Annotated in this window: 2 protein-coding genes; both read left to right on the top strand. The window is 40.2% G+C overall.

All coding sequences use genetic code 11. The annotated features are described in order from the left end of the window. Positions 1 to 262 precede the first annotated feature (262 nt). Positions 263 to 781 carry a helix-turn-helix domain-containing protein gene (locus tag JMW90_RS13315; protein ID WP_011513068.1) on the top strand — a complete coding sequence of 173 codons (519 nt, stop codon included), beginning with the start codon at positions 263 to 265 and terminating at the stop codon, positions 779 to 781. Then, entirely contained in the window at positions 685 to 1,608 is a 924-nt protein-coding gene (locus JMW90_RS13310; protein WP_105575668.1) for an IS3 family transposase, read from the top strand. The genes JMW90_RS13315 and JMW90_RS13310 overlap by 97 nt, the downstream gene beginning before the upstream one ends. The last annotated feature ends 138 nt before the right edge of the window (positions 1,609 to 1,746 follow it).

The raw sequence follows: 1,746 nt of genomic DNA, 5'->3' as shown, positions 1-1,746 counted from the left end.
GGCTAAATGAGCGCCGTAAGTTACGGTTTATTAAAGACTTTTTAGCATCAAAGTCACTCAAATAGCATGAATTATGTCCATTAGCGACTACCTTCTACTTTTTAGCATGAATTTTGTCCATTACACCGAAGTTTACTTATAAGCAACTTTATAAAGCCTTAATGTGTAAGGGCTCAAGATTAATAAGCGCAAACAAAAAACCCCTGATACTCCATATTGAACCGACCCCCATAAGTTGGACACAACTTATGGGGGTATTTTTATGCGTTACGATCTAGACTTTAAGATGCAAGTCATCGCATACTATCTGCAAGGACATACCGGACTTGCCACAAGTGAGAAGTTTAAAGTAGATTCGAAACTTGTACAAAAATGGGTTAAGCAATATCAAAGCGGTGGTATAGACGCGATCAAGCCAAAGACAAGTAAGGCTAAATACAGCAGTGGGTTTAAATACAAAGTGATTACGACCATGCTGACGCAAGGATTAAGTCAATCCGAGGTCGCTTTAACATTTAATATCAGCTCACCTGCTTTAATTAGCCACTGGCACAAAGCATATCGACAACAAGGCATGTCTGGACTAATAACCAAGCCTAAAGGTAGAGCCGCCATGACCAAGCCATTTATCACAAGCAAACCAGATGATGAGAAAACCTTAGCAGAGCTTAAGCGTGAGAATGAATACCTACGTGCAGAGGTTGCGTACCTAAAAAAGCTCGATGCCTTGCTCAAAGCGGAGGAACAAGCAGGCAAAAAGCAAGGCTCATCGAAGCACTAAGACAAGAGCACCCTTTATCTGCTTTGCTAAACATCGCTAAGATGGCTAAAAGTGTCTTTTACTACCATAGGTGTCAGTTTGACGTTAAAGACAAATATGGAGACTTAAAACAGCGTATTACTGAGCTTTACCATCAGCATAAAGGCAGGTATGGTTATCGTAGAGTCACGGCTGCATTAAAGCAGCTAGATTGTCATCATAACCATAAGCTCATCGCTAAGCTTATGCATGACATGAAGCTTAGCGCAAAGATAAGACGTCAGAAGTATCGCTCCTATAAAGGACAACAAGGTAAGATTGCGAAGAACTATTTAAAACGCCAGTTTCATGCAGATAAACCAAATAAGCGCTGGCTGACCGATATTACTGAGTTTAAGGTGGGTGATGATAAGCTGTATTTGTCACCCATACTTGATTGTTATAACAATGAGATTGTCAGTTATACACTCTCAAAGAGACCCACTTATGACTTAGTTGGCAAGATGCTAGAGGATGCTTTGGCAAAGACGAAAGCGTGCCGTGATAACAAGTTAATGCTGCACTCTGATCAAGGATGGCATTATCAAATGAGACTGTTTGGACAGGTGCTGAAACAGCATGGTATTAAGCAAAGTATGAGCAGAAAAGGCAACTGTTTGGATAATGCGCTCATGGAGGGGTTCTTTGGTACCCTAAAGTGTGAGACGATTTATATTGAAAAGCCTAATTCGATTGAAGGTTTAGAGAAACAGATTCATGAGTATATTCACTACTATAATCATGAAAGAATTCAACTCAAACTAAAAGGACTGAGTCCTGTTAAGTACAGAACTCAGTCCTTGATATAAACTAAACCGTCCAACATTTGGGGGTCAGTTCATATCAGGGGTTTTTTATAAATATAATCTGCTACTGCTTAAAAAACTACTCCGCTGATTTATTAACGTCCTGTCGCGGCTGCGATAAGCGCTCAGGATGTCTTGGAA

This window comes from Psychrobacter glacincola (genome assembly GCF_904846215.1).
GTDB lineage: Bacteria > Pseudomonadota > Gammaproteobacteria > Pseudomonadales > Moraxellaceae > Psychrobacter > Psychrobacter glacincola.
This window is presented reverse-complemented; position numbering and strand designations above follow the sequence as displayed.